Source organism: Thermoanaerobacterium thermosaccharolyticum DSM 571 (genome assembly GCF_000145615.1).
Classification (GTDB): Bacteria; Bacillota; Thermoanaerobacteria; order Thermoanaerobacterales; family Thermoanaerobacteraceae; genus Thermoanaerobacterium; species Thermoanaerobacterium thermosaccharolyticum.
In genome coordinates this window covers 2,437,322-2,463,045 of the sequence record NC_014410.1, presented here as the reverse complement: position 1 = coordinate 2,463,045, position 25,724 = coordinate 2,437,322, and the positions used below count along the sequence as shown (strand labels likewise).

General features: G+C 36.8%; 26 protein-coding genes and 1 other annotated feature. Of the genes, 18 read left to right on the top strand and 8 right to left on the bottom strand.

Going from position 1 to position 25,724, the window contains the following annotated elements:
- Positions 1 to 96 precede the first annotated feature (96 nt).
- From TTHE_RS12205 to TTHE_RS12195, 3 genes are all read left to right on the top strand, one after another.
- The gene (locus tag TTHE_RS12205; protein ID WP_013298874.1) at positions 97 to 2,094 is read left to right on the top strand and encodes an oxidoreductase; all 1,998 of its coding nucleotides are present in this window, start codon (positions 97 to 99) and stop codon (positions 2,092 to 2,094) included.
- Positions 2,095 to 2,117: 23 nt separating this feature from the next.
- Entirely contained in the window at positions 2,118 to 2,708 is a 591-nt protein-coding gene (locus TTHE_RS12200; RefSeq protein ID WP_013298873.1) for a TetR/AcrR family transcriptional regulator, read from the top strand.
- A gap of 496 nt (positions 2,709 to 3,204) precedes the next feature.
- Complete coding sequence (locus TTHE_RS12195) at positions 3,205 to 4,350, top strand: MFS transporter (protein ID WP_013298872.1); 1,146 nt, start codon at positions 3,205 to 3,207, stop codon at positions 4,348 to 4,350.
- Between the two features lie 28 nt (positions 4,351 to 4,378).
- Here the strand turns inward: TTHE_RS12195 and TTHE_RS12190 are convergent, their stop codons facing one another.
- From TTHE_RS12190 to nikR, 5 genes are read right to left on the bottom strand one after another with little or no spacing between them, the layout of a single operon-like run.
- Entirely contained in the window at positions 4,379 to 5,107 is a 729-nt protein-coding gene (locus TTHE_RS12190) for an energy-coupling factor ABC transporter ATP-binding protein (RefSeq protein WP_013298871.1), read from the bottom strand.
- Positions 5,098 to 5,928 carry a cobalt ECF transporter T component CbiQ gene (gene cbiQ / locus TTHE_RS12185; protein ID WP_013298870.1) on the bottom strand — a complete coding sequence of 277 codons (831 nt, stop codon included), beginning with the start codon at positions 5,926 to 5,928 and terminating at the stop codon, positions 5,098 to 5,100. The genes TTHE_RS12190 and cbiQ overlap by 10 nt, the downstream gene beginning before the upstream one ends.
- Positions 5,921 to 6,238, bottom strand: a complete 318-nt coding sequence (locus TTHE_RS12180) for a PDGLE domain-containing protein (protein WP_013298869.1) — start codon at positions 6,236 to 6,238, stop codon at positions 5,921 to 5,923. Before TTHE_RS12180 ends, cbiQ begins: the two co-directional genes overlap by 8 nt.
- Positions 6,235 to 6,927 (bottom strand): cobalt transporter CbiM, encoded by a 693-nt coding sequence (gene cbiM / locus TTHE_RS12175; RefSeq protein ID WP_013298868.1) that lies wholly within the window; start codon positions 6,925 to 6,927, stop codon positions 6,235 to 6,237. The genes TTHE_RS12180 and cbiM overlap by 4 nt, the downstream gene beginning before the upstream one ends.
- A gap of 13 nt (positions 6,928 to 6,940) precedes the next feature.
- Complete coding sequence (nikR, locus tag TTHE_RS12170) at positions 6,941 to 7,357, bottom strand: nickel-responsive transcriptional regulator NikR (RefSeq protein ID WP_013298867.1); 417 nt, start codon at positions 7,355 to 7,357, stop codon at positions 6,941 to 6,943.
- Positions 7,358 to 7,521: 164 nt separating this feature from the next.
- Between nikR and TTHE_RS12165 the strand changes: the two genes are divergently transcribed.
- The 4 genes from TTHE_RS12165 (at position 7,522) to TTHE_RS14870 (ending at position 11,696) form a co-directional block, all read left to right on the top strand.
- Positions 7,522 to 10,026, top strand: coding sequence for an ASKHA domain-containing protein (locus TTHE_RS12165; protein WP_231292662.1), 2,505 nt, complete (start codon positions 7,522 to 7,524; stop codon positions 10,024 to 10,026).
- A gap of 391 nt (positions 10,027 to 10,417) precedes the next feature.
- Positions 10,418 to 11,197, top strand: a complete 780-nt coding sequence (locus TTHE_RS12160; RefSeq protein WP_013298865.1) for a serine hydrolase — start codon at positions 10,418 to 10,420, stop codon at positions 11,195 to 11,197.
- A gap of 122 nt (positions 11,198 to 11,319) precedes the next feature.
- Positions 11,320 to 11,460, top strand: a complete 141-nt coding sequence (locus tag TTHE_RS14430) for a hypothetical protein (RefSeq protein ID WP_013298864.1) — start codon at positions 11,320 to 11,322, stop codon at positions 11,458 to 11,460.
- Positions 11,461 to 11,567: 107 nt separating this feature from the next.
- Entirely contained in the window at positions 11,568 to 11,696 is a 129-nt protein-coding gene (locus TTHE_RS14870; RefSeq protein ID WP_013298863.1) for a hypothetical protein, read from the top strand.
- 21 nt (positions 11,697 to 11,717) lie between these two features.
- On the opposite strand, the gene TTHE_RS12155 is transcribed toward TTHE_RS14870, so the two are convergent.
- Together TTHE_RS12155 and TTHE_RS12150 are read right to left on the bottom strand one after the other, a co-directional pair.
- A complete protein-coding gene (locus TTHE_RS12155) occupies positions 11,718 to 13,811 on the bottom strand; it encodes a heavy metal translocating P-type ATPase (RefSeq protein WP_013298862.1) in 2,094 nt (697 codons plus the stop codon).
- Positions 13,812 to 13,866: 55 nt separating this feature from the next.
- On the bottom strand, positions 13,867 to 14,232 hold the full coding sequence (locus TTHE_RS12150) for an ArsR/SmtB family transcription factor (protein WP_013298861.1): 366 nt from the start codon (positions 14,230 to 14,232) through the stop codon (positions 13,867 to 13,869).
- Positions 14,233 to 14,421: 189 nt separating this feature from the next.
- Here TTHE_RS12150 and TTHE_RS12145 point away from each other — a divergent pair, with 189 nt between their 5' ends.
- From TTHE_RS12145 to TTHE_RS14255, 7 genes are all read left to right on the top strand, one after another.
- On the top strand, positions 14,422 to 15,561 hold the full coding sequence (locus TTHE_RS12145; protein WP_041587485.1) for a DNA polymerase IV: 1,140 nt from the start codon (positions 14,422 to 14,424) through the stop codon (positions 15,559 to 15,561).
- Positions 15,562 to 15,571: 10 nt separating this feature from the next.
- Entirely contained in the window at positions 15,572 to 16,939 is a 1,368-nt protein-coding gene (locus TTHE_RS12140) for an MATE family efflux transporter (protein WP_013298859.1), read from the top strand.
- Positions 16,940 to 17,035: 96 nt separating this feature from the next.
- The gene (locus TTHE_RS12135) at positions 17,036 to 17,542 is read left to right on the top strand and encodes a DUF6106 family protein (protein WP_013298858.1); all 507 of its coding nucleotides are present in this window, start codon (positions 17,036 to 17,038) and stop codon (positions 17,540 to 17,542) included.
- Between the two features lie 15 nt (positions 17,543 to 17,557).
- Positions 17,558 to 18,028 carry a tRNA (cytidine(34)-2'-O)-methyltransferase gene (locus tag TTHE_RS12130; protein ID WP_013298857.1) on the top strand — a complete coding sequence of 157 codons (471 nt, stop codon included), beginning with the start codon at positions 17,558 to 17,560 and terminating at the stop codon, positions 18,026 to 18,028.
- 245 nt (positions 18,029 to 18,273) lie between these two features.
- Positions 18,274 to 18,561, top strand: a complete 288-nt coding sequence (locus TTHE_RS12125) for a type II toxin-antitoxin system Phd/YefM family antitoxin (protein ID WP_013298856.1) — start codon at positions 18,274 to 18,276, stop codon at positions 18,559 to 18,561.
- Entirely contained in the window at positions 18,551 to 18,853 is a 303-nt protein-coding gene (locus TTHE_RS12120; protein ID WP_013298855.1) for a type II toxin-antitoxin system RelE/ParE family toxin, read from the top strand. Before TTHE_RS12125 ends, TTHE_RS12120 begins: the two co-directional genes overlap by 11 nt.
- Positions 18,854 to 18,950: 97 nt before the next feature.
- Positions 18,951 to 19,103: a hypothetical protein gene (locus tag TTHE_RS14255; RefSeq protein WP_155812179.1), complete on the top strand. Its 153-nt coding sequence runs from the start codon at positions 18,951 to 18,953 to the stop codon at positions 19,101 to 19,103.
- Between the two features lie 109 nt (positions 19,104 to 19,212).
- Here TTHE_RS14255 and aroF read toward each other — a convergent pair whose 3' ends face one another.
- Entirely contained in the window at positions 19,213 to 20,217 is a 1,005-nt protein-coding gene (gene aroF / locus TTHE_RS12115; protein ID WP_013298854.1) for a 3-deoxy-7-phosphoheptulonate synthase, read from the bottom strand.
- Between the two features lie 48 nt (positions 20,218 to 20,265).
- Positions 20,266 to 20,496, bottom strand: a binding site (T-box leader).
- Between the two features lie 140 nt (positions 20,497 to 20,636).
- Between aroF and TTHE_RS12110 the strand changes: the two genes are divergently transcribed.
- From TTHE_RS12110 to dhaS, 4 genes are read left to right on the top strand one after another with little or no spacing between them, the layout of a single operon-like run.
- The gene (locus TTHE_RS12110) at positions 20,637 to 21,365 is read left to right on the top strand and encodes a fumarylacetoacetate hydrolase family protein (protein WP_013298853.1); all 729 of its coding nucleotides are present in this window, start codon (positions 20,637 to 20,639) and stop codon (positions 21,363 to 21,365) included.
- 11 nt (positions 21,366 to 21,376) lie between these two features.
- Complete coding sequence (locus tag TTHE_RS12105) at positions 21,377 to 23,839, top strand: MBL fold metallo-hydrolase (protein WP_013298852.1); 2,463 nt, start codon at positions 21,377 to 21,379, stop codon at positions 23,837 to 23,839.
- Positions 23,840 to 23,864: 25 nt separating this feature from the next.
- Positions 23,865 to 25,118 (top strand): nickel-dependent malate racemase, LarAH6 family, encoded by a 1,254-nt coding sequence (gene larAH6 / locus TTHE_RS12100; protein ID WP_013298851.1) that lies wholly within the window; start codon positions 23,865 to 23,867, stop codon positions 25,116 to 25,118.
- 5 nt (positions 25,119 to 25,123) lie between these two features.
- Positions 25,124 to 25,690, top strand: a complete 567-nt coding sequence (dhaS, locus tag TTHE_RS12095; protein ID WP_013298850.1) for a dihydroxyacetone kinase transcriptional activator DhaS — start codon at positions 25,124 to 25,126, stop codon at positions 25,688 to 25,690.
- The last annotated feature ends 34 nt before the right edge of the window (positions 25,691 to 25,724 follow it).

Below are 25,724 nucleotides of genomic sequence, written 5' to 3'. Positions count from 1 at the left end.
CTTCTTGACAATTAATTAACATACTGATATACTAGTTTCGTAGAATGCATTCGGTGAACATGTTCAATAAAATTTAAATAAGAAGGGGACTTTTTTATGGACAAAAAATATGGTATTCTATTTGAGAAGGTTTCGATTGGAAGCTGCGAGATAAAGAACCGCTTTGCCATGGCTCCTATGGGACCATTAGGCCTTGGTGATTCAGAAGGCGGTTTCAACCAAAGGGGCATTGACTATTACGTTGAGCGGGCAAAAGGAGGCACAGGATTAATCATTACTGGTGTCACATTTGTTGACAACAAAGTTGAACAGCATGACATGCCTAATTGCCCTTGTTCCACGCACAATCCAGTTCACTTTATACGAACTGCTCGCGAGATGACAGAGAAAATTCATGCATACGATGCTAAGATATTTCTTCAATTGTCAGCAGGATTTGGAAGAGTCACAATTCCTACAAATTTAGGAGAGCATCCGCCTGTAGCGCCGTCTCCTATCCCACATCGCTGGCTTGACAAGACATGCCGTCCTCTTACAAAAGAAGAAATTCGCGAGATAGTAGTGCAGTTTGGCAAAGGTGCCTACAATGCGAAGCGAGCAGGATTTGACGGCGTACAGATCCACGCTGTACATGAGGGATATCTTCTAGACCAGTTTGCCATATCCATGTTCAACAGCCGCACCGATGAATACGGCGGAAGCCTTGAAAACAGGCTGCGTTTTGCAAGGGAAGTCTTGGAGGAGATAAAGAAGACGTGCGGCGATGATTTCCCAGTGACGCTTAGATACAGCGTAAAAAGCTTCATTAAAGATTGGCGAGAAGGAGGCCTTCCGGGTGAGGAGTTTGTAGAAAAAGGAAGAGATATTGAAGAAGGAATAAAGGCAGCTAAACTGCTTGTTGAATATGGATACGATGCTTTGGATGTAGATGTTGGAAGCTATGATGCATGGTGGTGGAATCATCCGCCAATGTACCAAGAAAAAGGGCTTTACATCCCATATGCAAAGATGGTAAAAGATGCAGTAGACGTCCCTGTGATCTGTGCAGGACGTATGGACAACCCGGACCTTGCATCAGCTGCTGTAAGAGATGGAGCATGTGACATAGTTTCATTAGGTCGTCCTCTTCTGGCAGATCCTGATTATGTAAATAAGCTAAAGGCAGGAGATACCGCTTCTATACGTCCGTGTTTATCATGTCACGAAGGATGTATGGGACGCATACAGGAGTATTCTGCATTAAACTGCGCAGTAAACCCTCAGGCTTGCCGCGAAAGTTCTGAACGGCTTATACCGACACAGCACAAAAAGAAAGTCCTGATAGTAGGTGGCGGTGTGGCAGGCTGTGAAGCAGCTCGCGTATTAGCACTTCGCGGACATGAACCAATCGTGTATGAAAAAACTGATAGGTTAGGTGGAAATCTGATTCCCGGCGGCGTGCCGTCATTTAAAGAAGATGATCATGCGCTTGTAGCTTGGTATGAGAATGAGCTTAAGAAGCTAAACGTAGAGGTTCATCTCAATACAGAATTAGGTGCTGATGATGTTATTAATTTCGGTGCAGATGTCGTAATAGTTGCGACAGGGTCAAAGCCAAAAGTATTTTCGCTGGGTGACGGACCGGTTTACACTGCTCAAGATGCTTTGCTAGGCAAAGTTGATATAGGAAATGATGTGGTCATAATTGGCGGTGGACTTGTAGGATGCGAAACAGCACTGTGGCTTAGAGATATGGGCAAGAATGTGACGATAGTTGAGGCACTTCCAAAGCTTTTAGCTGTGAATGGTCCATTGTGCCATGCAAATAGTGAAATGCTGAAAGCATTGATACCATTTAAAGGCATAAGGACTATTACATCTTCAAAAGCTACAGGATACGACGGCAGGGTATTGAAAGTAAGCACACCTGATGGTGACATAGAAGTTACAGCAGACACTGTGATACTTGCTGTTGGGTATACACCGTCTAATTCCATCTATCAAGAAGTGAAAGATAAAATTTCAAACGTATATCTTCTCGGCGATGCCCGCAATGTTTCTAACATCATGTATGCAATATGGAATGCTTTTGAGGTTGCGAAAAATATAGACTAAATAGAGAATAGGAGAGAAATTTGGTGCCGGAAAGTTTGACTTCTCGAGAAAAACAGGCAATTGCTACTAAAAAAAGGATATACAGGTGCGGAGTAGAACTTATTAAGAAATATGGATACGACAACATAACAGTAAAAGAAATAGCAGAAAAAGCAAATGTTTCTATAGGAAATTATTACCATTACTTTAAGTCTAAATATGACCTTTTGGTGGAAATATTTAAACACGGCGATGAATTCTTTGAGGCGGAAGTGCCGAAGATTTTGGATGAGTATAAAGACTGTAAAGATATTTTAGTGCAATATTTCCTAGTGTACGCTCGGCTTTCAATAAACGATGGGGTGGAGATGGCAAAAAATCTCTATATTCCAACAAATAAGATGTTTTTGACGCATGGCCGTTCAATGCAGAATATGCTTATTCAAATAATAAAAAATGAGCAAGAAAAAGGCAAGATACCCAACACTCTGGACTGTGAGGAAATTACAGAGAAGTTGTTTATTGTAGCAAGGGGTGTAATATTCGACTGGTGTTTAAAAGACGGAAAGACTGATCTTTTAGCTGAGATGAAGGAAATTATATCAAGAATGGTTGAAAGCTATATTAAGAAATAGAATAAAGATATCTGTTTCATGACTGCTTTTTATTGCTTTTGGTTTACAAGTCATAAATTTGTGTTATAATAAAAGTGTGGTAATAATCTTTGTTGGTGGACATTAGTAATAGAAAAAGACGGGAGCGCATTTCCCGTCTTTTTCCGTAGATATGTACTTATTTCGAGTACCACTTGACTATTATTTCTAACAGTTTAAGCAGCAATTCAAAAATTTTGTACAAATCTACTTGGCGGTTTTGTTTCCGCCTTTTTTGTTGGTGGACATTAGTTTCACCTCCTTTCCTTTGGAGGCTATAACTATTATATCATAAAAGTAATTGTATAAGGATGATATAACCTTTAAGTTGTGCATAAGAGCAGGCTTAACACCCGCTTTTTAATGCTTATTAAGTTTTAGTATATCTACGATATTAACAGTGTAAGCTGATATTTCATTGTATTATTCTTTTTAATGCTATATAATGAAATATGACATATTGATAAGGGAGGTAAAAATGCAGATATTCATAGTTGTACTCAACTATCTTTTAATGTTACTTATTGGCCTTATAGACAACATAAAAGGCCCTGTAATAGCGCCGATAAAATCTTTTTACCACATTGATTACACTTATATAGGTCTTTTGCTATTTATCGGAAGCCTCGGCTTTATCACAGCTTCTTTTATTGGCGGAATAATAGTAAATAGGTACGGCAGTAAGGCAGCTTTATCGGGAGGCCTCATTTTTATCATATTAGGTATACTTGGGTACTTTGTGTCGCCGTTTTTCTTCGTTTTTGCAGTCTTCTTCTTCATTATGAATTTTGGTTTAGGGATGTTGGAGATAGGCATTAATGCCACTGCCGCGGTAACGTTTGTTGTAAATCAGGCGATAATGATGAACCTTTTACATTTTTTTTATGGAGCTGGCGCCACGATTTCACCAAACGCAGTAGGAAGGCTTATTGAGATGAGATATCCTTGGCAAAATATATATCTTTTAGGCGGAATGATAACTGCAGCAATGTTGGTTGTGGTGCTTTTAACGAGATTTCCTGGTGCCGCAAGGTATTTAAACAGAGATAAAGTTAGGTTTATAGATGTTTTAAAAGATAAGTATGTTATTTTGTTTTCAATTATGTTGGGGTTTTACATTTCATCTGAGGTTGGCATAGGAAACTGGGCTGTCACTTATCTTAAAGGAGCTTACGGCATGAACAGCGTAAAAAGCTCTATGTACTTATCTCTATTTTTTGCTGCGTTTACGATAGGCAGGCTTTTAGGCGGATTTGCTGTTGAAAGGATAGGTTATGTAAAAAGCATTTTCATATTTGCCTCATTAGCATCGATTTTTGTCGCTGGAAGCATGATAAATCAAAATTTGTCTATTTTATTGTCGATTGCGGGTTTATTCTACTCCATAATATATCCCACAACAATGGCTTTGGCGATGAAGAACTTTAAAGAAAACACAGGTGTTGCCATAAGTGTCATAGTGACTGTAAGCTCATCTATTAATATGCTGGCTAATTTTATAATAGGAAAACTAAGCGATATATTCGGTGTCTTTATAGGTTTTTCTTTTATCGTAGTCTTTATGGTGCTTGTAATTGTAATGCTGAAGGTATTGTCGTCATCTTTAAAGTCGTATTCGCAATAAAAAACTCCCGTATTTGGGAGTTTTGCCTCTATATTAAGTTTACACTTTCAAGCAGTTTGCTATTATCAAGTATTTCATGAGGTTTTCCAATAGTTTCTATCGTGTGAGATTCATTCATTATGACTATTCTATCAGCAAGGCTTTTTGCCAAATCCAAATCATGTGTTGATATTATCAGTGTCTTGCCTCTATTGCCTAAATTAATTAACATATTAATAAGCCACTTTCTAGATCTTGGGTCAAGTCCGTTTGTAGGCTCATCAAGAAGCAGTACTTCAGGATTTATGACCATTATAGATGCCAGAGCGACTTTCTTTTTTTCGCCGCCGCTTAGTCTATGGGGAGGTCTATCCCGCAATTTTTCAAGTCCAAATGATTCCAATGCTTTGTCTACCATCGATTTTACGTATTTTATCTCTAGTCCCATTTGAAGCGGTGCAAATGCCACTTCATCAAATACGCTTGTATTAAAAAGCTGAACATCAGAGTCTTGAAACAGATAGCCGACTTTTCTTCTAAATTCGTATTCCTCATCATTTTTCATGTTTAATATTGATCTGCCAAAAGCTAGGATGTGACCACTATCAGGTTTCATAAGGCCATCCATCAATTTTAAAAGTGTAGACTTTCCTGAACCATTTGCACCTAAGATGATGAGCTTCTCGCCTTTATTTACGTTAAAACTTACATCAATAAGTGCTGGTATCGACTTTATGTATGAGTAAGAGACGTTCTTAAGTTCAAATATTATATCCAAAGTTTGCCTCCTTTTACAAGAAAAGTTGCCGTGAAAAATGATATGTTGAACAATATCCAGACTGCGTCAAAAATGTCGAATTTGAAGTTGCTTATTGTCTTGTATTCGCCTTTGTATCCGCGAGAAATCATGGCGCTGTAGATCTCGCTGCTTAAATGATCCGACATTATTAAGAGATTTCCCATTGACGATGCTACGAATTTTCTTTCGCTTTTGCCTTTAGACTTTCCTACATTTCTGCTTTTTCTAGCCAGAAACATATTTGATGCTACATCAAGAAACAGCGTTATATACCTTAGTGATATATCAAGTGTAGCGGAAAATACCTTTGGAAGCTTAAAATATCTTAGGGCTTTCAATATTTCGATCCATTTTGTAGATAAAGTTAAGATGTATATAAAAGACAGCGAAATAAAAGAGCGCATAATGAAAATTAATGCGCTTAAAGCACCACCCCTTGTGATGTAGAGACTTCCGGTTATATAAATAAGCGGTTTGCCAGGCCTTACTACGTTAAACAATGAAGGGATTAGGACAATGCCTGTAAATACTATAGACACTGCTGAAATCCTTGCTATGTAAGATTTCATAGGAATCTTTGAAAGCACAGCTAGTATAAGTGAGTACACCAGCATTATTGCCATATAGTACAATGAGTTGCCTAAATTGGCTATTACTATTAGGAGTATGATAGAAAGAAGTCTGACTCTTGAGTCAAGTGACTGCATCAACCCTTTTTTGTTTGCAATTTCATCTGATGCAAACATGTCTTCAAATGTACTTTGTATACCTAAAACTGTCTTCTCAATAAAATTACTCATTTTTCTCCTCTGATTTACCCATTATTTTGCTAAGTATAAAGAATACTAAAGCAATTACGGCTATTCCTACCACAGCCGAAAATATATACCCTATTGATAATTGAAGGAAGTTCTTATCAAAGCCTGGTATGCTGTAATCAGGAAATAAAGCCTTTATTGTATCTGAGAAATGCTTCATTCCGCTTGGTATATATCCTACCATGCTTTTTATCTCGTCTAAGCCCCATTCGCCCCATGCAGATCCAGGTGCCAAAAGTCCTATTGGTGTAAGCAGTATCAAAACTATTGCAGCTATCAAAAATTTTTTCACTTAGCTTCACCTCTTAATCTATAAGAGAATTTGTAAAGTATGTTGCCTTCACCGGCTCTCATTAAGTAGTACACTACAAGTCCAGTTATAACTGCTTCTACTAATCCTGCCACTGTTAGATGCGCTATCATCATAGCAGGTATCGATTGACTGAGCCCGTAGGGAAAGTACAAGGCACGGCCGTCTGCTGCATGAAATAGCACAGGTTGCAGACCTAATTCTATTGCAGTTGCAAGTGCTGCTGCATTTATGCCTATGTATGCACCGACAGCAGATGATATGACTTTTCCAACCTTTAGCTTTTGAAGCAGCGCGTATACACCGTATCCTGCGAAAGGCGCTAAAAAAGCCATGTTGAAACTGTTTGCTCCAAGAGCTAGAATTCCTCCATCGCCAAAAAACAGCGACTGTATTAAAAGGGCAATCGTCAGTGAAATGCTGGCACCCCATGGACCTAAAGCAATGGCTAAAAGCGTTGCACCTACTGCGTGTGCTGTTGTGCCACCAGGTATTGGCACGTTAAACATCATTATTGTAAAAGCAAAGGCTGAGCCTATTGCCATTGTAGAGACATCTTTTTTGTCAAAAGTTTTATTTACTTTCTTTGTTGCCACAGCTAGTACAGGCACCATTGCAGCACCCATTACAGCACATGTGGAAGGACTTAAATATCCATCTGGTATATGCATAAAAACTCCCCCTTTATAAGTTTTTGCCTGTCGTCGTCATGACAAGCTTTCCATGCTTTACGCCTTTTGTGCTTATTATCTCGTCGGCAATAGCTGATATAGTCTTTGAAGTGCCTTTTACAACCATTACTTCAAGGCAGTTGTGCTCATCAAGGTGTACGTGCATGCTGGATATTATGTTTTCATGGTGTCTATGCTGTATGTCAACAAGTTTATCGCTTATCTCCCTTACTTCATGGTTGTAAACATACGTAACTGTACCAATTGATTCGGCCTCATCTGACTTGCACTGGTTTTCGACTATGTAATCTCTAATTAAGTCCCTTATAGCTTCAGACCTGTTTTTGTAGTTTTTTGATTCGATCAATTTATCAAACTGTGAAAGCAGATTTGCTTCCATTGAGACTCCGAAGCGGGTGATTTCTTCCAGAGCAATTACCTCCTTGTGTGTTACTTTTATAAAAATAATAGCACTAAACAGATTAATAATCAATAGTACAATAAAAATTCAGAATACTGTATTAATTTAAATTATTGAAATTTATTGTGCTGTAATATATTATATAGGAAAAGGATTTTATCAGTCTTGTATTGATGAAAAAGGAGAAGAAGATGGATATAAAATCTTACGATGTAGAGATAGATGAAAAGTCTGTAATGAGATATTTGGGATATAGAGACAGAGGAGAGAATGAAGATTTAATAAAAGATATCAGAAAAGCCATAGATGAATCGTATGAATTGATGGATCCCTGCGTATGCTTCTATAGATTTCCCACAAAGTACGATGAAGTAAAGGACGAGATAATTGTATCTTCTAAAGACACATTAAATGATGATTATATAGTGGATAAATTAAAAGGTGCAGAATATGTGGTTATGGCTATTGCAACAATAAAAGACAGGATTGAAAGTGTGTCGTCCCGCTTTTTTGATGAAGGAAAGTATTTAAGAGGCATGATATTTGATGCTGTAGGAAATGCAGCGTTAGAGAATTTATGCCAGAAATTCTATTGCGATATGATAGATGAGCTGGAAAAAGAAGGACTTGGTGCAACTGAGATGATATTCCCCGGAGATAGTAAGTGGGGTATAAAGGCGCAGGAGGTCATATTTAAAAACATTGATGCGTCAATAATCGGCGTGACGCTGGATGAGAATCACACGATGCACCCTATGAAGTCTCTTTCCTTTGTTTTAGGAGTTGGCAAAGGTTTAAGATCAAATGAATCGCATCACGACTGCAGCAAATGCGATTTTTCTCAATGCATCTACCGCATGGCTAGAAAAAAGAAGCACATCGTAAAAGTCAACTACGGCGGAAGATACAAGGAAATTGAGGTCTACGATGGAGCAAATCTATTTAAAACCTTGATAGAAAATGGTGTACACGTTCCTAATTCGTGCGGCGGTTATCACACATGCGGAAAGTGTAAAGTCATTGTTAAGGAAAGACTTCCGATAACTGATGAAGAAAGGCAGCACCTTAGTAATATTGAGTTAGAAAAAAGCGTAAGGCTTTCGTGCTTTTTAAATGTGGAAAGAGACCTTGATGTTACAGTTTTAGATGAAGGAGAGGTATCTGTTTTTACTGAAGGTATTGGTGCATTTAAGCTTAGTGATATAAGCCCAAGAGTTAAAAAGGTAGCATTAAAGCTGGATATACCTACACTGGATGACCAGAGGGATGACTTTAGGAGAGTAAGTGATTCATTAGGATCTGATGTCAAGATGCCTTTAAGCGTATTAAGTGCACTTCCTGACATATTAGAAAGTCACGATTACAATGTTGCTATTACGTTAAGAAATAATGAGGTAATCTCAGTAGAAGGCGCAGATTCGATTGACAGTGTTTACGGCATATCTATCGATATAGGCACTACGACAATTGCGGCATACCTATATAACATTAAGACAGGTGCAAGGATAGATGTTTTTTCTGATATGAACCCTCAGAAATCATTTGGAGCAGATGTTATATCAAGGATAAACTATACAATCAATGAAGATGACGGGCTTTTTAGATTGCACAGAATTATAGTTGACGAAATAAATAAGATTGTAAATGCTTTTTGTGAGAATAACGCTATATCTAAGGAAAATATATATGAAATTGTCATAGTTGGCAATACTGTCATGATTCACTTAGCTTTAGGTGTACCGGTCAAAAATATTGCTAATTCGCCTTACATACCAGCCTTTACATATACGATGGAGCTAAAAGCTAATACATTAGGGATAGACATAAATAAAGAAGGGTATGTCGTTACACTTCCTATGGTTGCATCGTACGTTGGAGCTGATACGGTGGCAGCAGTCTTACATAGCCGCATGTATAAAGGCGACGATATTACTTTGCTTGTGGACATAGGGACAAACGGCGAGATAGTCTTGGGGAATAAAGAATTTCTTATATCCTGCTCCGCTGCAGCAGGACCTGCTTTTGAGGGTGCTAATATAACGTTTGGTATGAGCGGTGTAGAAGGCGCCATTGACCATGTTGATTTAAAAAGAGATCCTATATTTACAACAGTTGGAAGGAAGAAAGCAAAAGGCATATGCGGTTCTGGCATCGTAGATGCTGTGGCAGAGCTTTTCAAGCATGGCATAGTTGATAATACTGGAAGGATATTGGATAAAGATGAAGTGACAAGCGCAGTTGGTAAAAAGTTTTTAGATCGCATTGTACAATACAATGAAATGCCAGCATTTTTGATAGATGATGAGAATGGAATTTACTTGACTCAGAAGGATATAAGGCAGGTGCAATTGGCGAAGGCAGCTATAAGGGCAGGAATCAATATACTTATAAATGAGATGAATATTTCCGAAAGTAATATAAAAAGAGTTTACTTAGCAGGTGGGTTTGGCAGCTACATAAGCATAGAGAGCGCTGCTACAATAGGGCTTATACCAAGTGAATTAAAAGATAGAACGATGCAGATAGGAAATGCTGCAGGTTCAGGCGCATCTTTAGCGCTTCTTTCAGACGATGAGCTAAATAAGGCAAGAATTGTAAGGGATAAGATAAAGTACATTGAGCTTTCAAATGTGCCGACATTTCAGGATGAATTTATTAAATCTATGTATTTTACATAATTGTTTTACAAAATTTATGTTATATTTTTTATATCCATTTTAGGCTCGACTAACACATTTGTGTGGTGAAGAAGAAGTACGTTCGGCGTATATATTAGCAGGTTCATAGTTTATACCACCTTCGAGTGCATGTAGTTACTATAAGGTTTGAAATGTCATCTATTGAAAGGTCTGCATTCTCATGCACCAAAGAGCTATTTCTAAAGCTTGAATCTCTCCATTTCTAATTTTTACATTTTTCAAGATGAAACCCTCTTTTTATTTAACATTTAATTTGATTATACAATAGTGCTTATTAAAAACAATTAATATCAATTTATGCCACTGGATTTTTTCTTAAAAAATGATATTATTAAAACGTATGAATTTATATAGAAGGAAGTGTTGGATCATGAGCTTGTATGATGACATCAAAAGGTTTATCAATAATACAGATGGAAACATAGGTGTTTCAATAAAAAATCTGAAGACAGGGGAAAGAATAGACATAAATGAAGAGATGATGTTTCCATCGGCCAGCACAATAAAAATAGTTATAATGGCACAGATTTATAAAATGGCTAAAGAGGGTTACATAAGGTTAACTGATAATATCATTCTATCTGACTTTATGAAAACAAATGGTAGCGGGATTCTTTATCAGCTTAACAGTAAGCATAAATTTACTATAGAAGAACTTATAACATTGATGATCATTATAAGCGACAATACAGCTGCAAATGTCCTGATTGACATAGCAGACATGAAAAATATAAATAAGATGGCAGAGGATCTTGGAATGTTACATACAAAGATACAGAGAAAGATGATGGATTTTGAAGCAGCAAAATCCGGGAAAGATAATTACACATGCCCGAAAGATATGACGCATCTTCTAGAGCTTATACATGATGGAAAAGTTGTAGATGAAGAGTACAGCAACATGATGCTTGATATATTAAAGAAGCAACAGGATTTAGGAAGGCTTGATTTGTATCTACCAGAAGACGTCTTAATTGCACATAAGCCAGGGGAGCTAAAGCTTTTAGAGCATGATGTAGGGATAGTGTTTCTTGAAAATTGTCAATACATAATAAGCGTAATGACGAATAATTTGAGTACAAATTTAGATGGTAGAAGGGCCATAGGGAAAATATCAAAGTTGGTTTACGATGAATATGTAAAACTATAAAGTCTTTTTAATAGTAGTTGCCTGCATTTATGTTATAATATATGTGTAAGAATCATAGATAGGCGTTCCCCAAATGTGGGACACTTCGGGAAATATTGCAAAAGATAAGGGGGAATGCCAATTTGGAGAAGGACATAATCAATCTGATACTTGCTGTTGTTACAGTTTTTGGATTATATATTATAGTTAATGCTCCTAAATCCATAATAATTAAAATTGAATTTAAAAGTTTAAAAATAGAAATAAATACAAAAAAAGAATAGGTAGTTGCAGCTACCTACTCCAATATCCGACATATCTCAAACACCGAAGTGTCCCTTTACTTATATTATAACATATAATAAAAAAAATAAAATAGGAGGGATTATATTTGACGATATTTTTAATTATTTTAGTTTCAATTATATGGCTCATTGATTTTTTGGTATTATTAGATGCTAAATTTGATTATAAAAATAGATTTTTGTGCATATCAGTAAGAACAGAAAAAGAGCAATAATCTAGGAAAAAGCGTGTAAGTTTATTTTGTCAAGATTCTAAGGGAGTTAAGCACCGCCAGTACAGTTACACCCACATCTGCAAATACTGCTTCCCACATTGTTGCAAGACCCAATGCTCCTAAAGTGAGGACAGATAATTTAACGCCTAATGCAAAAATTATATTTTCTAAAACAATTTTATGAGTTTTCTTTGCTATTTTTATGGCGTCAACCAATTTATAAGGCTCGTCTGTCATCAGCACCACGTCTGCCGCTTCTATAGCAGCATCAGTGCCGATTTTCCCCATTGCAATTCCGACGTCTGCTCTTGTTAAAGCAGGAGCATCATTTATTCCATCTCCAACAAAAGCTACTTTGCCTTTTAAATCAGTATTGCTGCACAGTTCGTCGACGACATTAACTTTTTCATCAGGCAGAAGCTCTGAGTAAACATCATCAAGTCCTAACTCATTTGATATATATTCGCTTATTTCTTTTTTATCTCCGGTAAGCATTATGAGTCTTTCTACACCTAAGCTTTTAAGTGCTTTTACAGTATCTTTGGAGTCTTTTTTTATTGTATCAGATATGACGATGTATCCTGCATATTTTCCGTCTACTGCTATATGGACAGCACTGTACGGTCTGACATTCTTAAATGCTATATTATGACTTTTCATCAATTTTGAATTTCCTATAAGGATTTCCTTATCATCGATAATAGCTTTTATGCCATTGCCGGCAAGCTCAACATAATCTTTTATTTTTCCTGCGTCAATTTTGCTGCCGTAAGCATTTACGATAGATGATGCTATAGGATGATTTGAGTAGTATTCTCCGTATGCAGCATATTTAAGCAGCTCATCGCTTTTTAAAGGATTTTCTGCATTGATTTCTGTCACTTTGAAGGTACCTTCTGTCAATGTGCCGGTTTTGTCGAAAACTATTGTTTTAACATCATTTAAAGCTTCTAAGTAATTGCTGCCTTTTATAAGGATGCCGCTTTTTGACGCAGCTCCGATGCCGCTGAAGAAGCTTAACGGTATCGATATAACAAGGGCACATGGACATGATATGACTAGGAATACCAGCGCTCTGTAGATCCAATTTGAGAAGTTCTCATTTAAAAGTAGAGGAGGGATTGTAGCTATAAATAATGCAGATAGTGTTACGATTGGTGTATAGTATTTTGCAAATTTCGTTATAAAATTTTCGGCTTGTGCTTTTTTATTGCCGGCATTTTCTATCAAATCAAGAATCTTTGATACGGTTGATTCTTTAAAGTTCTTTTCGACTTTAACGGTGAGAAGGCCGTTTTTGTTTATAAAGCCGCTTAATACATTAGAACCGATGCCAACTTCCATTGGCAAATATTCTCCTGTCAGTGATGATGTATCCACAAATGATTTGCCATCTATTACTTTTCCATCCAGCGGTATTTTTTCACCTGGTTTTACTAAGATGATATCGCCTATATTTACTGCTTCTGGCGGTACCTTTTTTATATTATTTTCAATCTTTAAGTTTGCGTAGTCAGGCCTTATATCCATCAAATCTTTTATTGATTTTCTAGAATTGTCTACAGCGTAATCCTCAATAAGTGTGCCTATTTGATAGAAAAGCATGACGGATACGCCTTCTTCATATTTGCCGATTGCAAAGGCACCTATTGTGGATATGCTCATGAGAAAATTCTCATCAAACAATTGACCTTTCAAGATTTTTTTGATGGACAGTGCAATTATCTCTCCACCTGAAATAATGTAGCTTATGAAGAAAAAGGAGAACTTTGCGTATTCCGGAAGTTTAAAAATAACAGGCAGAATAAATAAAGCTGCTGCAGATAATAATTGCATGATTTTCCACTTAAAGCGGCTGTCTTTGTCTTTTACGATCTTGACTTCAGAATCAGAAATATGAATATTTGGCTCCACATCTTTTACAACTTTCTTTATAGTTTTATTTATATCATTTATCTTATTTATATCTTTTAATTCAACAGTCAATTTTGTATTTATAAGATCTACATTGGCATTGCATATACCATCTATTTTTTTCACATTGTCTTCTATTTTTGCTGCACATACAGCACAGTCTAATCCTTCTAACAGAAATGTCTGCTTTGAGCCTTTCATGTTATTTGCCTCCAAAACTATCCCTTCTTTCATATAAATTTAAGCCAAATAAAGGCTATTCTTCTATATGGCTGAATCCCTGGTCAAATATCTTTATGACGTGGTCGTCTGCAAGAGAATAGTATACGACTTTGCCTTCTTTTCTGTATTTTACAAGTTTGCTTTGCTTCAATATCCTTAGCTGATGAGATACTGCAGATTGATTCATGCCAAGTGTCGCGGCAATATCGCATACGCACATTTCAGACTCAAATAAAGCACATAAAATTTTGATCCTTGTTGTGTCGCCGAATATCTTAAAAAGCTCAGCAAGGTCGTACAATTTTTCTTCTTCAGGCATTAATTTTTTTACTTTGTCAACAACATCTTCGTGTATTACAGTTATTTCACATACGTCATTGTTGCTCTTATTGTCTTTCATAAAAACACCTCGATGATTGAATATATGAATATTTGTTCATATATATTTTATAATTTATTTCAGCATATGTCAACTGCGTTTTATTCAGTAGTAGGTGAGAATCAAATAGGAGAGTGTCATATGCTCATTATGGTTTAATGCGATGCTGTGCTATAATATATTTTAGTAATTCAGTTATGAGGGATAAAGATGATGCGCAAGATAATCCATGTCGATATGGATGCTTTTTTTGCATCTGTAGAGCAGCATGATAACCCTAAGCTCAAAGGAAAACCTGTCATAGTAGGCGGATTATCTGGGAGAGGTGTTGTGTCTACATGCTCTTATGAAGCCAGAAAATATGGAATTCACTCAGCAATGCCGATGTACATGGCAAAGACTTTATGTCCACATGGTGTTTTTTTGCCTGTAAGATTTGAGCGGTACAGGGAAGTGTCTAAAAAAGTATTTGATATTTTGTATGAAATAACTAATATTGTGGAGCCGTTGTCGATTGATGAAGCTTATCTCGATGTAACAGATATCGACAAAAATCCAGAAGATATTGCCAAGGAAATAAAAGAAAAAGTGTATATGACGACAGGGCTTACTGTGTCTGCAGGTGTTTCATACAATAAATTCCTTGCAAAGATAGCATCAGACTGGAATAAGCCGGATGGGCTTATGGTTATAAGTGAAGACATGGTGCCTGATATTTTAAGACCTCTTAGTGTGTCAAAGGTGTACGGCATCGGCGAGAAATCTTCTGAAAGGCTAAAAAAGATCGGCATAGAGAAAGTCGATGATTTACTGAAACTAAGTGAAGAAGAACTTACGAATATATTTGGAAAGTATGGCAAAGAGATATACGACAGGATAAGAGGGATCGACTTAAGGCCTGTCGAAACATACAGGGAGACGAAATCAATCGGCAAAGAGACTACACTTAAAAAAGACACTGATGATATTGATTTGCTGTCAAAGTATCTAAAGAGATTTTCTAAGATAATATCATCGGAGCTTAAAGAAGAGAGGCTCTATTGCAGGACTGTTACAGTAAAAATCAAGACGTCACATTTTACAGTCCACACGAAAAGCAGAACATTAAATGAATATATAGATTCACCTGAGGATATTTACAATGTAGCAACTGCTATTTTAAAAGAATCAAAGATTAGTCAGCCTGTAAGGCTTATTGGACTATCTGTCTCAAATTTGAGTAGAAATAAGATAAAGCAGTTGTCGCTTTTTGATTCAGAAATTAGAAAAAATATTAAGATCGATAAGATAGTTTATGAGGTAAATAAAAAGCTTGGAGGGTATTTTGTAAAAAAAGGAAGCGATATATAGGGGGGTCAAAATGGAAAAAAGCGAACATAAATTTAGTCTTCAAAAGGAAATATTAGAGCTGGCTTGGCCTTCTATTACTGAGCAGATGCTTATAATGATGGTAGGTATGGTATCTACAATATTTGTAGGACACATCAGCACTGCAGCTATAGCAGCAGTAGGCATGATTAACACGCTGGTGTTTTTCTTTCAATCGATCTTTGCAGGGCTTTCTACTGGATGTACAGTAATCGTGGCGAGGCTTATAGGTGAAGAGGACGAAGACAATGCACGACTTGCAGTCATGCAGGCGCTTGTAATGTGCATCATAATATTTATAGCTTTTACTGTTTTTGGATATATATTTGCAGTTCCCATCATAAAAACATTTTTTGGTACAGTTGCAAAAGATGTTTTCGAACTAGGCCTAATGTACTATAAGATAATACTTTTAGGAATGCCTTTTGTCATAATAGACATTGTTTTAGGCGGAGCGTTAAGAGGTGCTGGAGATACCAGGACGCCAATGTACATTACTGCAACAATAAACTTGATAAGCTTCATTTTAAATTCACTTACGGTATTTGGCGTAAACATAGGAGGACATCAATTTATACCTGCATACGGCGTAAAAGGTTCTGCTATGTCTGTCACTATAGCGAGGGTGATAGGCGGATTTATACAGCTTTACGTTCTTTACTTTGGAAAGAGGAAGATAAATTTAAGTGTACATGACAAGATTAGATTAGACTTACCGATGATGTTTAGAATCGTAAGAGTGGGTGTACCTGCATCGCTGGAACAACTGATAATGCAGGGCGGATTTTTAATACTGCAGGTTATTGTCTCTACAATGGGTACAGCGTCTATTGCAGTGTACCAAATAGGTATGAATGCCAACAGCCTTGCATTTATGCCTATATTTGGGTTTCAGCTTGCTGCAACGTCCCTTGTAGGAAGAAGCCTCGGCGCTAGAAAAATAATGCTGGCGGAGACATACGGGAAACTATCAAATAAAATAGCCGTAAGGGTTATAACGGTTATAGGAATTATCATGTTTATCTTTGCACGTCAGCTTGCTGCACTTTATTCAACAGATCCTGAAGTCATAAGGATGGGGGCAGTCGTAATAAGGATATTTGCTGCTATAGAGCCAATGCTTGCTATAATGAACGTTTTATCAGGAGTCTTAAGAGCAGCCGGTGATTTAATGTATATAGTTATAACCGCATTTGTAGGCTTATGGCTTTTTAGAATCGCTATAGGCTATGTGCTGGGCAAAACGATGGGCATGGGCATATATGGTATATGGATAGGCATATGCTTTGATTTTGTCGTCCGTTCTTTCATGTACACGTACAGATTCAAGCAAGGAAAGTGGAAGTATCTGATGGTGTGAAACATGGGGATTCTATTGTTCATTTTTTATGAAATAGTTGCAAATTGGCAAAAATAAATTTATTATAGAAGTATAATTAAGCTGGGAGTTGATCTTGTGGATGTATTTATAGAAAAGCTTGTAAAAAAACAAAAGACCCCTAAGGATACATTGACGGCAATTGGACTTATTGTGGCTTCATTGGTAGTTGTTTTTTTCATAATACCTATGATACCTTTTGTTAAGGGATTTCTTATCTTTTTCATCATCGCCATACCTTTTTTTGCGTATTACGTTATAAGATCGCAAAACATAGAATATGAGTACGCATATACTAATGGCGAACTGGATGTGGACAAGATAGTTGCAGAGAGCAGAAGAAAGAGGCTTTTAAGTGTCGACTGCAAAGACTTTGAAATTGTAGCAAAGTTATCAAGCGACAAATATTTGGAAGAGTATAAAAATATCCCAAATCGGATAGAAGCAGTAAGCTCTATGACATCGCCAGATGTCTACTTTGCTGTATTTGAGAATGGAGGTAAAAGGACAATTCTCTACTTTGAACCTGATGAAAAGATGATAGAAGCCATGTGGAAGTACATACCGAGGAAGTTTTTTAAATAAACTGGAGGAATGCAGATGCCCATCAATGTAGTATTAGTTGAACCGGAGATACCGCAAAATACAGGGAATATAGCGCGGACTTGTGTCTTGACAGGATCTAAGCTTCACCTAGTTAAACCTCTTGGATTTTCTTTAAGTGAGAAGTATTTAAAAAGGTCTGGACTTGATTATTGGCCTTACCTCGACTTAAAGGTATACGAAAACATAGAAGAATTTTTAGAGTCCACAAAAGGCAGTAAGTATTATTTGGCTACTACAAAAGGCAAGCATTTTTATCATGAAGTAAAGTACGAAGATGATTCATACATACTTTTTGGAAAAGAATCAGCAGGGCTTCCTCAGTGGCTTAGGGAAATGTACGAAGATGACTGTATAAGGATACCTATGAACGAGGTAAAGGCGGAGAGATCTTTAAACTTATCAAATTCTGTAGCAATCTTAGTCTATGAAGCTTTAAAACAACTGGGCTTTCCTAACATGTATTAATATAGAGTGCAGCTAAAATCAGCATTTCTTGGTAAGCGTCCGCAAAATACTGAAAGAAATGTTTTAGCTGCTATTTATTTTTTATACTTTTCATTTATGGATAATAGAATTATCACTTGCGAATTCAAGTTTGTCATAATATTCCTGCTGCTATTTAGTGAGAAAAAATTGCATTTATATCTTTATTGATGTTTTAGCATAATTATGATAAAATTATGCTAAACTAATAAAGGGGTGATATTTGTATGCCACATATCAGACCAGTATCTGATTTGAGAAACAATTTTGCAGATATATCAAGGATAGTCCACGAAACTCAAGAACCTGTATTTTTGACCAAGAATGGTTATGGGGATATGGTTGTAATGAGTATGGAAGCTTATGAACGCAAACTGTTTAAAAGTGAAATTTACTTTAAGCTGAAGGAAGCGGAACTGGAAGCCAAAACAACTGATACGAGATATTCCCATAAAGAAGTATTTGATGAATTAAGAGCAAGGCTTGCGGATAAGTTGGAATCTGATGAAGTATGAAATTAGATACCTACCTTTGGCAAATAAAGATTTATCTAATATTGTATCTTATATTGCAGATGAATTAAAAGCACCAAAGGCAGCAATGGATTTAATTGACGCATTGGATACTTCTATATCAAGGCTTGCACAGTTTCCATTTTCATGCAGAGTATATCAGCCTGAAAAATCTCTTGATAATGAATATAGAATATTACCTGTAAAAAACTATTTAGTGTTCTATGTAGTTAAAGGACAGGTTGTTGAGATTCACAGGGTTATATATGCTAAAATGGATTTAAGCAAACTTTAAAACGTACGTCAATTGTCAATGTTGATAAGTTTGTGTCAAGTAGTTATTGGCAAATTTTTTTCTTCAAATTTTATCCTAATAAGGTAAAGACCTTTTCATGGAAGTAAAAAGTTGGGAGAGACCTATTAGCAAAAGTGATGCTGAGAAATTTGTAAAAACGGTAGAAGATATGAAGACTTTAGGTATAAAAGGTTACTTTATATACTATTCGCTTAATGGTTTTGAAGATGATGCGAAAAAAATATCTTAATGAAAATGGAATTATGTATGTTCATAAAAATAGCTGGGTTATCGTATGATAATCCAGCTATTGTGTGCTCGACATGAGCGATAGCTATAAATGTTATATCTTGATTGACTCAGTCTTTTAAAGCTAAAAGTATTTTATTAACCTCTTTCGAGACTTTATCAAATTCTTCAGGCGTAAGCGACTGTGCACCGTCTGAAAGGGCCATATCCGGATGCGGATGTACTTCTATGATGAGCCCATCTGCTCCTACTGCCACGGCAGCCCTTGATAGCGGCGCTATAAGGTCACGCCTTCCTGTGCCGTGACTTGGATCGACTATTACAGGAAGATGGGATAAATTTTTTACTGCAGCTACAGCGTTTAAGTCAAGAGTGTTTCTTGTGTACGTCTCAAATGTGCGTATGCCTCTTTCACAAAGTATGACATTTGGGTTTCCCTCTTTCATGATGTATTCCGCTGCATTAAGCCATTCTTCTATAGTCGATGACAAGCCTCGCTTCAGTAAAACTGGCATGTTTGACTTACCTATTTCTTTTAGAAGCTCGAAATTCTGCATGTTTCTTGAACCAACTTGCAGTATATCTGCGTACTGGGATACTTTATCGATGTGGGAGCTGCTGACTATCTCTGTGATAGTAACCATGCCTGTTTCCCGTCCAACGGCATTTAGTATCTTCAGTCCTTCTTCTTCTAATCCCTGAAAAGAGTATGGTGACGACCTTGGTTTGTATGCTCCGCCCCTTAAGACCTTTGCACCTGATTTTTTGACTGCTTTAGCCGCCTCAATCATCTGCTCATAGCTTTCTACTGCACACGGGCCTGCCATCATGACAAAATTGCCGCCGATATCTACATCTTTGACTCTTACAACGGTATTGTCAGGTTTTGCTGATCTTGATACAAGCTTATACGGTGATGAAATTCTCACTACGTCGTATACACCTTCCATTGATGATATAGGCTTATCTTCTAGAACTTCTACATTTCCGATGACACCGATTATTGACCTTTCGGCACCATTTACTACATGTGTAGATAGATTGAATTTCCTTACGTATTCACAAACATTTCTTATATTTTCTTCTGTAGCATTTTCTTTCATTATAATGACCATGTAATCAGCCCCTTTTAACATATTTTCTGATAAAAAAAATCTCTCATCCCAAAGGACGGAGATTTTCCGCGGTACCACCTTTATTAACCATGAAAGGTTCACTCTAAGAGTACAATCATACTCCCTTCTTTTTAACGGTAGAAGACTCCGGCATCACCTACTTTAGTTTCAGATCGCAACTTAAGAGGGAACTTCAATATGCTTAAGATATCCGGCTTCCACCGTCCCGGACTCTCTTTAATCCTCCGCATACCTACTTTCCTCTTTCATCGTCTTTCACTCAAATTATTGTAATAATAATACAACAAAAAGACCCTTGTGTCAATAAAATTTTTTACTTTAAATTGCTAAAATGTTTTTACACCTCTTTTATATTATGCTAAAATATCTATAAAAAGATATAAAAAGGAGCGGTATACATGAGAATTGTAAGAATCGACGATGAAGGAAAGAAGTATGGAGTAGTAGATGGTGAAAATATTTTCACAATGGATGGAGGCTTGATGAAAAGTTTAAAGATTGACGATGTGAAGCTTTTGCCGCCATGCGACATGACAAAGGCCGTATGCGTTGGATTGAATTACGGTGATCATATTGAGGAGATGGGAGACAAGCGCCCTGATGAGCCTACGCTGTTTATAAAGCCTGCAACTGCAGCGATAGGACCTGATGATTACATAGTAATTCCTAAAATGTCAGAAAGGGTTGACTACGAAGGAGAATTGGCCGTTGTCATTAAGAATACGGCAAAGGATGTTTCAGAAGATGAGGCAATAAATTATGTGCTGGGATATACGATTGCAAATGATGTCACAGCAAGAGATCTGCAGTCAAAAGACGGGCAGTGGACGAGGGCAAAATCATTTGACACATTTTTGCCATTGGGGCCATGGATTGAAACAGATTTAGACCCTTCAAACTTAGAGATAAAAACATATGTAAATGGCAAATTAAAGCAGCACAGCAACACAAAGCACCTTATATTCAGTGTACCAAAGCTTGTATCATTCATATCGCATATCATGACATTAAATCCCGGCGATGTAATACTTACAGGAACCCCATCGGGAGTAGGACCGCTTAATTCAGGCGATGTTGTAACAATCGAGATCGAAGGAATAGGGAAGCTGACAAATAAAGTCAAGTAAAGGGGATACACATGAAGTTTTATTTTTGCGGTGGAGCAAGCGAAGTAGGTGCATCATGCTACTTGGTGAATATAGACGGGAAAAATATTTTACTAGATTGTGGAATAAGGATGTCATCAAGCAAGGACAATCTTCCGGATTTTCAGCATATTCAGGAAAATGGTGGAGTAGATGTCATAGTAATAAGCCATGCACACATGGATCATATAGGTGCTCTTCCGATAATATCAAGAATATACCCTGATGCTAAAATATATATGACACATGCTGCAAAAGATTTGACAAGGGTACTTTTGTACGACAGCTTAAAGATAATGGAAAGAGAAGCGGAGATACCCGCTTATGCTGAGATACATGTAAAGGAAATGCTAAACAGGATTATATGCCATACGCCTGGGCATACATTTTCACCTTTTTTAGACGCTGATTTAAAGGTTACTTTCTACAGCGCCGGTCATATAGCAGGTGCAGCGTCAATATACATAGTCGGAAATGAGGGAAGCTTTTTTTACTCAGGCGATTTCTCGAGATTTAGGCAGAATACGATAGAAGGTGCCTCAATACCTAAATTAAGACCAGATGTAGCCTTTTTTGAATCCACGTATGGCGATAAGCTTCATGCAAATAGAGAATTAGAAGAATCAAGGCTTGTTGAGAAGATAGGCTCTGTAGTAAAAAATGGCGGAAAGGTTCTGATACCTGCTTTTGCACTTGGGAGAGCGCAGGAAATAATCCTCATACTAAAAAAGGCTATAAATAAAGGCATGATAAATACAAAGGTTTACGTAGATGGCATGGTAAAAGATATATGCAGGATATACAAGTTAAATCCAAACTACCTAAGGGAAAATCTGGCTAAGAAGATTTTTAAAGGCGGAGAAATATTCTTTGATGACAATGTGATGCCAGTTGACATACCTGAAATGAGGGAAGAAATCATAAAAGAGCCATGCGTGATAGTATCAAGCTCAGGAATGCTTACAGGCGGTCCCAGCCAGTGGTATGCTGAAAAGCTGGCAGGAGACGAAAAAAACCTGATAGCCATAACAGGGTATCAAGACGAGGAGTCTCCAGGAAGAAGGCTTTTGGAGCTTACAGATGAAAAAGACGATGATAAAAAGCTTAAATTGGGGGATAAAGAAATACAAGTAAAATGTGCAGTTGACAAGTTTGGACTTTCGGCACATGCCGACATGAGCGAGATACTGTCGTTTGTAAATTTCCTTTATCCTAAAAAAGTGTTTTTAATCCATGGCGATCCAGATGTGATAGATTTTTTAGGAAGAGAAGTGCAGAGGGACATTAGGACAGATGTGTATGTACCACAAAATGGCGATGTGCACGATATTGATATACAAAATCCGCGAAAACAGCTTAAAAGAGAGCCGTTTCCTTCAATGAAAATGAAAGATGCTTTAAATGAAGGCAACATAGAGAAGCTTTGGAGATTTGTGCTGGATAAAATTGGCGTAGACATAGGACTGTCTGTAGAAGATATAGGGGAAATATGGGGTTGCGTGGAAGATACTGATGCTTTAAAAGATTTGCTGAATAACTCAGTATACTTTCAGCCTGATAAAAAGAGGATGTTTTTATATCGCCCTGTATCAGAAGAAGAACTGAAGTCAGAAGAAGATAAAGGCCCTATGGAAGTGAACAAGATGCTTTCATTAGTTGATGAATACTTCAGCAGAGAGTCAGGACTATACAAAAAGGGTGCCAGATTTGATGAGAAGATAGCTATTTTGTACTTTGATTTTCCAGATGTAGCAAAATATAGATATTCCCATCTATTTAAAGAATTTGAAGAAAGAACAGGATGGAAAGTTGAAATAAACGAAAATATAAACACATCAGCCATAAATGACGTCATATATAAGCTGTTGCCAGATGCTGCTATTAGCAAAATATCTTACAAAAGCTTTGACAAATTAGTATCTGTAAAGATTGACGGAGAAATTGAAGACATCCAAGAAGTAAAAGATAAATTTTACAATGAGACTGGACTTAAGCTTATAGTTAATGGGAAAGACGCGTCGGTTGATACAATTGGTGTTGTTGATAAAGGTTCTGATAAACTTGAGCAGAATGAGGCACTTACGATCATAGATGAGGCGTTTAAGGATTTGCCTCATAAGCCTTATAAAAAGAGCATAAAGACATCAAACGGCATCAAGTATATTGAACTATCATTTATATCTAAGGTAGTTGGCGAAAGGTACAAAGAAAAAATAGATGAGCTTATAAAGAAGACTGGTTGGACGATTGTGGTAGGAAGCGGTTGCAATCAGATAGAAGTCATAAATATTGCAAAGAGAGTATTTGGGGAAATGGGAGTTAAACTTAAGAAAAATCCAAGCGTATATTTAGATGATATGACAGTTGGCATATCAATAGATGGCGATGCAGATGATGAGATTATTAAAAAGATAGATGACACGTTGTACGACATGACAGGCTTAAGGCTGAGATGAATATTCGTGGAAAGGAAGGTTTGCGATGGGTTATAAAGAGATTTCCTTAAAATACGGAAAAGGTGCGGTAGATGTAAAAATAGATGAGAATATGTGTACAGTGCTTTATCCTGAAGATTTGCCTGGTGTTGAAGACCCTATGGCGGAAGTATCAAGATCGCTTAAAGATCCAATTGGTAAAGCGCCTTTATCTGATTTGGTCAAGGGCAAAAAAGATGTCGTAATATTAGCCAGCGATATAACTCGCCCGTCGCCATCTCACATTTTAATACCGCCTATAACAGATGAATTAAACAGGGCAGGTATAAGCGATGATAGCATAAAAATCGTATTTGGGCTTGGATACCACAGAAAGCATACAGATGATGAAAAGAAGACGCTTGTTGGTGAAGAAGTGTTTAATAGGATAAAGTGTATCGACCATGATATAGATGACTGCGTATACGTTGGTACTACAAAAAGAGGTACGCCAGTAGAAGTCTTTCGTGAAGTATACAATGCAGATTTTATCATAGCTACAGGTAACTTAGAACTTCACTATAAGGCAGGGTACAGTGGAGGCCACAAAGCACTGCTTCCAGGTGTTTGCAGCAAAAATACCATAGAAAAAAATCACGCCCTTATGTTTTCAGAAGGAGCAATGCCAGGCAAAATCGATGGAAATCCAATGAGAGAGGATATCGAAGAAGGAGGTAAGCTGGCAAGAGTCGATTTCATAGTAAATGCAGTCTTAAACAGCCACAAAGAGATAGTTAAAGTAGTATCAGGGGACCCCATAAAAGCTCACAGAGAAGGTGCAAAATACATCGATAAGATGTACAAAAGAGTTATACCGGAGAAAGCTGATATTGTGGTGGCATCTTGTGGAGGATACCCAAAAGACATTAACCTTTATCAAGCTCAAAAAGGGCTTGACAATGCCCAATATTCTGTAAAAGACGGTGGAACAATAATATTAGTGGCGGAATGCAGAGAAGGTTTGGGAGAGAAGCTTTTTTCAGACTGGATGGTAAATTCATCATCTGTAGATGAGCCATTAAAGTGGATAAAAGAAGAATTCAGGCTTGGAGCACATAAAGCTGCTGTAATCTGTGAAGTATTGAAAAGGGCTGATATCTACCTTATATCATCTTTTGACCGCAGTCTAACTGAAAAGATATTCTTTAAATATGCAAAGACTCCGCAGGATGCACTTGATGAAGCTATTAAAAAATATCACGATCCTAAGATACTTGTTCTTCCATACGCAAATTCGACGCTGCCATATGTGGAGGAGTAAAATTTATGGCAAATTCTCAAATAACGAAAAAAGCAATGGCTGATGCGCTTAAAGAATTGATGAAAACAAAGCCATTAAATAAAATCTCCGTACAGGATATCGTAAATAAATGTGGCCTCAATAGGCAGACTTTTTATTATCATTTTCACGATATTTTTGAACTGCTTGAGTGGATTTATAAAAAAGAAGCTATTGAAAAAATCTCTCAATATAAAAATTATGAACATTGGACAGAGGGATTTTATCAAGTATTTAAATATATTGAGGATAACAAATTATTCTGTATCAATACATTAAACTCATTGGGAAGAGAACACTTGGAGAATTATCTTTATTCTGTGACATATGACCTTGTTATTGGGGTTGTTTATGAAATATCCAGAAATATGAAAGTGAAGGAGAAATACAAGGAATTTATTGCGAATTTTTATACCCTGGCATTTATAGGATTAATCATACAATGGATGAAAAAAGGTATGAAAGAAAAACCGGAAAAACTAATTAAAGATTTAAATGAACTTATTGAAAGCAATTTCATGAAAGCCCTGCAAAAATACGAGCTGTGTGATTAAAAAATATACAAATTCTATCAAATGTCAAAATTTT

Coding starts and splice junctions, on each gene's coding strand:
- TTHE_RS12205 (WP_013298874.1), top strand. CDS start 97: ATGGACAAAAAATATGGTATTCTATTTGAGAAGGTTTCGATTGGAAGC.
- TTHE_RS12195 (WP_013298872.1), top strand. CDS start 3,205: ATGCAGATATTCATAGTTGTACTCAACTATCTTTTAATGTTACTTATT.
- cbiQ (WP_013298870.1), bottom strand. CDS start 5,928: ATGAGTAATTTTATTGAGAAGACAGTTTTAGGTATACAAAGTACATTT.
- cbiM (WP_013298868.1), bottom strand. CDS start 6,927: ATGCATATACCAGATGGATATTTAAGTCCTTCCACATGTGCTGTAATG.
- TTHE_RS12165 (WP_231292662.1), top strand. CDS start 7,522: ATGAAAAAGGAGAAGAAGATGGATATAAAATCTTACGATGTAGAGATA.
- TTHE_RS12160 (WP_013298865.1), top strand. CDS start 10,418: ATGAGCTTGTATGATGACATCAAAAGGTTTATCAATAATACAGATGGA.
- TTHE_RS12155 (WP_013298862.1), bottom strand. CDS start 13,811: ATGAAAGGCTCAAAGCAGACATTTCTGTTAGAAGGATTAGACTGTGCT.
- TTHE_RS12150 (WP_013298861.1), bottom strand. CDS start 14,232: ATGAAAGACAATAAGAGCAACAATGACGTATGTGAAATAACTGTAATA.
- TTHE_RS12145 (WP_041587485.1), top strand. CDS start 14,422: ATGATGCGCAAGATAATCCATGTCGATATGGATGCTTTTTTTGCATCT.
- TTHE_RS12140 (WP_013298859.1), top strand. CDS start 15,572: ATGGAAAAAAGCGAACATAAATTTAGTCTTCAAAAGGAAATATTAGAG.
- TTHE_RS12130 (WP_013298857.1), top strand. CDS start 17,558: ATGCCCATCAATGTAGTATTAGTTGAACCGGAGATACCGCAAAATACA.
- TTHE_RS12125 (WP_013298856.1), top strand. CDS start 18,274: ATGCCACATATCAGACCAGTATCTGATTTGAGAAACAATTTTGCAGAT.
- TTHE_RS12120 (WP_013298855.1), top strand. CDS start 18,551: ATGAAGTATGAAATTAGATACCTACCTTTGGCAAATAAAGATTTATCT.
- TTHE_RS14255 (WP_155812179.1), top strand. CDS start 18,951: ATGGAAGTAAAAAGTTGGGAGAGACCTATTAGCAAAAGTGATGCTGAG.
- aroF (WP_013298854.1), bottom strand. CDS start 20,217: ATGGTCATTATAATGAAAGAAAATGCTACAGAAGAAAATATAAGAAAT.
- TTHE_RS12110 (WP_013298853.1), top strand. CDS start 20,637: ATGAGAATTGTAAGAATCGACGATGAAGGAAAGAAGTATGGAGTAGTA.
- TTHE_RS12105 (WP_013298852.1), top strand. CDS start 21,377: ATGAAGTTTTATTTTTGCGGTGGAGCAAGCGAAGTAGGTGCATCATGC.
- larAH6 (WP_013298851.1), top strand. CDS start 23,865: ATGGGTTATAAAGAGATTTCCTTAAAATACGGAAAAGGTGCGGTAGAT.
- dhaS (WP_013298850.1), top strand. CDS start 25,124: ATGGCAAATTCTCAAATAACGAAAAAAGCAATGGCTGATGCGCTTAAA.